Source organism: Sphingorhabdus sp., from assembly GCF_044354325.1.
Classification (GTDB): Bacteria; Pseudomonadota; Alphaproteobacteria; order Sphingomonadales; family Sphingomonadaceae; genus Sphingorhabdus_B.
Map to the genome: position 1 here is coordinate 1 of NZ_JBILAF010000130.1, position 5,323 is coordinate 5,323.

General features: G+C 57.7%; 6 protein-coding genes. 2 read left to right on the plus strand and 4 right to left on the minus strand.

The annotated features are described in order from the left end of the window. Window positions 1-349: 349 nt before the first annotated feature. Together ACIQ0G_RS09995 and ACIQ0G_RS10000 are read right to left on the minus strand one after the other, a co-directional pair. A complete protein-coding gene (locus tag ACIQ0G_RS09995; protein ID WP_397577779.1) occupies window positions 350-1,057 on the minus strand; it encodes a lysoplasmalogenase family protein in 708 nt (235 codons plus the stop codon). A gap of 130 nt (window positions 1,058-1,187) precedes the next feature. After that, complete coding sequence (locus ACIQ0G_RS10000; protein ID WP_397577780.1) at window positions 1,188-2,009, minus strand: NAD(P)H-hydrate dehydratase; 822 nt, start codon at window positions 2,007-2,009, stop codon at window positions 1,188-1,190. A gap of 57 nt (window positions 2,010-2,066) precedes the next feature. On the opposite strand from ACIQ0G_RS10000, the gene trmFO reads away from it, so the two are divergent. Next, the gene (gene trmFO, locus ACIQ0G_RS10005; RefSeq protein WP_397577781.1) at window positions 2,067-3,404 is read left to right on the plus strand and encodes a methylenetetrahydrofolate--tRNA-(uracil(54)-C(5))-methyltransferase (FADH(2)-oxidizing) TrmFO; all 1,338 of its coding nucleotides are present in this window, start codon (window positions 2,067-2,069) and stop codon (window positions 3,402-3,404) included. Here the strand turns inward: trmFO and ACIQ0G_RS10010 are convergent. Together ACIQ0G_RS10010 and ACIQ0G_RS10015 are read right to left on the minus strand one after the other, a co-directional pair. Continuing rightward, a complete protein-coding gene (locus ACIQ0G_RS10010) occupies window positions 3,401-3,856 on the minus strand; it encodes a hypothetical protein (protein ID WP_397577782.1) in 456 nt (151 codons plus the stop codon). The genes trmFO and ACIQ0G_RS10010 overlap by 4 nt on opposite strands. 42 nt (window positions 3,857-3,898) lie before the next feature. Then, entirely contained in the window at window positions 3,899-4,489 is a 591-nt protein-coding gene (locus ACIQ0G_RS10015; RefSeq protein ID WP_397577783.1) for a hypothetical protein, read from the minus strand. Window positions 4,490-4,621: 132 nt separating this feature from the next. On the opposite strand from ACIQ0G_RS10015, the gene ACIQ0G_RS10020 reads away from it, so the two are divergent. Further along, a partial coding sequence (locus tag ACIQ0G_RS10020; protein ID WP_397577784.1) for a TadE/TadG family type IV pilus assembly protein occupies window positions 4,622-5,323 on the plus strand: 702 nt, incomplete at its 3' end.

The following is a 5,323-nucleotide window of genomic DNA, read 5'->3' on the forward strand; positions in this document are numbered from 1 at the left end:
AGGCATCACCACATATACACGGCAAAATACGAAGCTATCCCTGACCCTGCTCGACCGCGTCAATCCGGCACGGACGCTGGAAGAGGTGATGGCGGTCGCATCGCGATTTGACCTGTTTTTACAACTGGTCGACGACGGCGTCAGCGCGGAGGAAATGTGGGATTATCTGTTCGACGATGCCTTGCCGCATAGCGACATGGGCGCGCGAGAAAGGGTACGGGCTGCGCTTCTACTTACTGAAGAATCCGCGGGTTTTGACGAAGGCGATCCGGAAGAAGATGCCAATGCCGAAGAAGATGCACCGGTGGAATATAAGTCCATCGACGGCCCGCCGCGGCAGACCGCCCGTTCATTCCTCTCCGGCTGGATAATGCCCGCGTTTGACCAGGGTTTGCGCCACGCCGACGGCAATCATCAGCACGCCGAAATAATAGAGATACCAGATCGCGATGCCCGACACCTTGGAATTTGCGAGCGGGCCAAGCTCCGCAAATATCAGCAAGTCCGAAATGACAAACAAAACCGCGCCGATGCCAACACGGTAACGGGGAAAGTTGCTGCTCCACGCCAACGCCGCCATCGCGGCCAAAATGACGCTATAGGCCGCAACCTGAACCGCTTCGTCGGTGGTCGGCGGAAGGCCATAAGCAATCACCGGCGTCAGCAGGAAAATCGCGATGGCGAGGAGTTTCTGGCTGAATGTCGGCGCCACACGCCGGTGGCGGAAATACAGCCAGATGGCGACCAGATGACCGGCGGCAAAGGCCAATGCGCCTGCAACCATGCTGAATTCAATCAAACCGTCACCCAGCGCATAAAAGGCCAAAATGATCGCCAGCGGCACAAATTCCCCCACATGATGCCGGTGCAGCGCAAAGGGCACCAGCAAACCGACCGCCGCCATTTTCCAGACGAGGGCGATCAGTCCCCCGTCGAGGGGAAGGAAGAGCCACGTCGCAGGAAAGCTGATACCTGCAACAAGGCTGGCAAGCAGCCACGGTCGTTTATGTGCAAGGTCCTGTGTCAAATTGTTTCCCCAACTTATGTGCATCGTCATGCTGAACTTGGTTCACCTTCGGTGACTGACGTTCCAGCATCCATCGTGCCACGCAAACCGGAGGGCAGAGAGGATAAATGGACCCTGAAACACGTTCAGGGTGACGATAATTCGACTTTCAAATGCTTGGCTAAGCAAGAGACCCCGTCAGCACAAGCGGAATGTAATTGATCATGCTATCCGCGGTCAGCCCCGGCCCTGCACGCACGCCGATGTCGCCATGCAACCACGCAGCCATGCAGGCCGCGTCAAAGGCGGTTATGCCCTGCGCCATCAATCCGCAGATCAGGCCGGTCAGCACATCGCCCGACCCCGCGGTTGCCAGCCATGGCGATGCATGGCGGTTGACGGCAAAACGTCCGTCCGGCGCGGCAATGTGGGTTTGTGGTCCCTTCAACAGGACCACCGCCCCCGACCGCCCAGCCGCGCAGTATGCTGCCGCCGCGCGATCTGCGAGATCGATATCGGGAAACAGCCGGGCAAATTCGCCGGCATGTGGGGTCATGACGTCATGTGCACGCAGAAGTTCGAAAAGCCGCGCAGGATCGCCCGCAAACGCGGTGATCGCATCGGCATCCAGCACCATCGGAATCTCGCGCTTCAGCAGGGCACAGACAATATCCGCGATGTCCGCCCCTGCCCCCGGCCCAATGGCGAGCGCCGTCACGCGCCGGTCGATGCACGCCAAATCATCGTCCGCCTCACGCAGCATGATCGCGGTGACATGTGCGGCCTGTTCCGCCAGCGCCGCGCGATCGCCGATGATGGTCACCAGCCCCGCCCCGACCGCCAAAGCCGCCTGCGCCGCCAACCGCGATGCGCCGGTTCGAAGCGGCGGCCCGCTCCACAACATCGCATGGCCCCGGCTATATTTATGCGCATCGGACGGCGGCGGGACCAGCGTTGGCCGGGTGATCGTGCCGTCTTCGGCAAGGTTAAGCGTAAATCCCATAGTCCATCTTGCCGCTTTTACCTGTGCAGCGCCAAAGATTTTTGATAGCCGCCCCACATGACCAAATCATATGACGTTCAAATTATCGGTGGCGGCCTGGCAGGGTGCGAGGCGGCGTGGCAATTGGCGCACCGCGGAATGCGGGTGAAGCTTTCGGAAATGCGCGGTTCCGGCGACATGACGCCAGCGCACCAGACCGATGGCCTTGCCGAACTGGTATGCTCAAACAGCTTTCGTTCGGATGATGCGGAAAACAACGCCGTGGGCCTGCTGCATCAGGAAATGCGCGATCTGGGGTCGCTGATCATGCAAGCGGCGGAAGTCGCGAAAGTTCCTGCCGGATCGGCGCTGGCCGTTGACCGTGATGTTTTCTCAGAAACCGTCACCAAGCATCTGGAAAACAATCCAAATATCGATATCGTGCGCGAACGTGTGGATATCATTCCGGCGGACCGCCCTGTCATTATCGCCACGGGTCCGCTGACCGCGACCAACCTTGCCGAAAGCATCATGGCGAAAACCGGCGAGGATCGCCTCGCCTTTTTCGACGCAATTGCGCCGATTGTGTACCATGACAGCATCGACATGGACATCGCATGGTATGCCTCACGCTGGGACAAGGGCGACGGCAAGGATTATATCAACTGCCCGATGGATGAAGCGCAATATCGCGCCTTTCATCAGGGATTGCTCGACTCCGAGAAGTCCGAATTCAAAGAATGGGAAACCAACACACCCTATTTCGAAGGATGCATGCCGATTGAGGTCATGGCGTCGCGCGGATTGGATACGCTCCGTTTTGGCCCGATGAAGCCCGTCGGCTTGGATAATCCGCGCACTGGGCGCTGGGCCCATGCCGTGGTGCAGCTGCGTCAGGATAATAAGCAAGGCACATTGTGGAACATGGTCGGGTTTCAAACCAAGATGAAACATGGCGCGCAAGTTGAACTGCTGCGCACCATCCCCGGGCTGGAAAAGGCCGAATTTGCGCGGCTTGGCGGCCTGCACCGCAATACATTCATTCGATCGCCGATCCTTTTGGATCGTCAGCTGCGCCTAAAATCATCGCCGCATATCCGCTTTGCCGGACAGATCACGGGCTGCGAAGGTTATGTCGAAAGCAGCGCGGTTGGGCTGATAGCCGGGATTATGACCGCGGCGGAGATTTCCGGCCGAACCGTCACCCCGCCGCCGCCCACCACCGCGCTTGGTGCGCTGCTTGGGCACATCACGGGGGATGCGCTGGCCGATGATTATCAACCCATGAACATCAATTTCGGGCTCTTCGCGCCGCTGGATGAAAAAGTGCACAAAAAATCGCGCAAGGCCGCGATGACGGGCCGTGCGCGGGCGGACTTAAACAATTGGATCAGCGCGCAGAAGGTTGCGGCTTAACAGCGGCAAGCCGGCTTTTCGGCCTGTTTCGGCCGCGTCTGCGCAAATTCCCTGCGGGTGAGCAGCTGGTCCTTGTTCCTGTCCGCGCCGGCAAAGCGCTCTCCGGTGGCCGCAGCCCATTCTTCAAAAGTGAGCAAATTATTGCCATCGCGGTCCAATGCTTTGAACGCTTTCGTTCGGCTGCCCATCATTTCGATGCGGGAAATAAGCTCGTCCCTGTTGCGGTCATAACGGTTGAAACGCATTTCCTCACGGCTTGCCTTTGGCGCTTCGGGCGGCGCAGGGCCGAACGCGGGCGCATTTGCTCCCGCTTGGGGCAAGGCATCCAAGATCGCCCCAGGCGGCGGCGCGGCGGGGATCAGGTTCGGCTGGTTCGCCTGCGTCTGCCAGAACCAAAGCCCTGAAACGACGAGCAACAATGCCGCTACACCGCCAACCAATATCCGCTGCATGACCTTCCCCTATGATGACATCATGGCAATAGGGCCACAAAGCTACCACCCCGTCAAGGCATGGCAGATAAGCCGAAATCCCGTCACCTTTCGAACCGACATGGCCAAAATGGATAAGGGACGAAGTTTGCGGCCTTTAGGCAACGCCGGAAGTGGCTGATTATTGGGCACGCTCAATTTTGACGGGAATTCCGCACTCAACGCATCATGAGCCCATCGATGTGACAAAGAACTGACATCACATCCCTCGCCTGACCAAGCTGCGTAAGATCCAAAGATCGCGCGACCACGCAACGCGGCATGTGCTTCAACATCCTGTGCGGCCCACTCATCCTCGCCCAGCATCAACTCCCATGCCGAAACCAAGTCCTCCAATGCCGACGGTGAAATGAGGTCCCCACACGCGCCGAGCGATTGCAGCAAAGGTTCACCCTTTGGTCGCAGCACAGGTTCCGTAGCAAAAGCGTCACGCCACCATGCCAATTTTATTTGCGCGATCATCGGCTCCCGCGCTTTCCGTACGATGTCGGCAAAGCGCATATCCAATTGCAGCAACAGGGTGAAAGCAGGCCGAAATGCAACCGGCGTGTAGGCGACCGCGAGGTTGGCCGGAGGTAGCAGGACACCGTTCATGTCGTCATTCGCTTCACGTCAATAAATTTTCTATGGTTAACGGTTGGGTAACCCTGATCCTTCAAAGAACACTTACTACGACGCGCGTAGAGGGTGTCGAGAATCCATTGTGGAAACCAGGGGACAACAACTGTGAAGAATGTCGAGGCCCACCAAGTGTCTGGCTTTATGTCGCGCCTGCTAAAGAATGAAGAAGGCAATATCATTGCCCTTCTCGCTGCGTCGGTCATTCCGGTCTTCGGTCTTGTGGGCGGCGGTTTTGACATGAGCCGCATCTATCTAAGTCAAACGCGGTTGCAAGGTGCTTGTGATGCCGGCGCACTGATCGGCCGTAAAACGATGGGACTTGGCAAATGGGCCGACAATGACAGTGCCGCAAAAACGAAGGCGGAAAATCTGTTCGACCAGAACTTCCCAAGCGGTGCTTACGGAACGACCGATCGCGTCCGCAGCTTCGCCGAATCCAACGGAAACGTAACAGGGACTGCATCTGTAACCATTCCCATGACGTTGATGCGGGTACTTGGCCAAGAATCCCAAGTTGTTAACGTGAACTGCCAAGCAGAACTGCGTGTCCCGAACACTGACGTTATGTTTGTGCTGGATACAACGGGGTCGATGGACGATCCGATTTCAGGTGTAGGGTCCGAACGTAAGATTGTTGGCCTCCGAAAGGCTGTGAAATGTTTTTACGAAGCGCTGGCAAAACAAAACATCACGGATGTTGCGCCGGCAGACTGTGGTGAAACGAGTGACCCCGTTGCGTCCACCATAGGCAATGTGCAACTGCGATTTGGTTTTGTGCCCTATGCCGTCAACGTGAATGTAGGTGGG

What these genes read in the sequence shown, in the direction of transcription:
- ACIQ0G_RS09995 (WP_397577779.1), bottom strand. Translation starts at nt 1,057, where the DNA reads ATGACGATGCACATAAGTTGGGGAAACAATTTGACACAGGACCTTGCA.
- ACIQ0G_RS10000 (WP_397577780.1), bottom strand. Translation starts at nt 2,009, where the DNA reads ATGGGATTTACGCTTAACCTTGCCGAAGACGGCACGATCACCCGGCCA.
- trmFO (WP_397577781.1), top strand. Translation starts at nt 2,067, where the DNA reads ATGACCAAATCATATGACGTTCAAATTATCGGTGGCGGCCTGGCAGGG.
- ACIQ0G_RS10010 (WP_397577782.1), bottom strand. Translation starts at nt 3,856, where the DNA reads ATGCAGCGGATATTGGTTGGCGGTGTAGCGGCATTGTTGCTCGTCGTT.
- ACIQ0G_RS10015 (WP_397577783.1), bottom strand. Translation starts at nt 4,489, where the DNA reads ATGAACGGTGTCCTGCTACCTCCGGCCAACCTCGCGGTCGCCTACACG.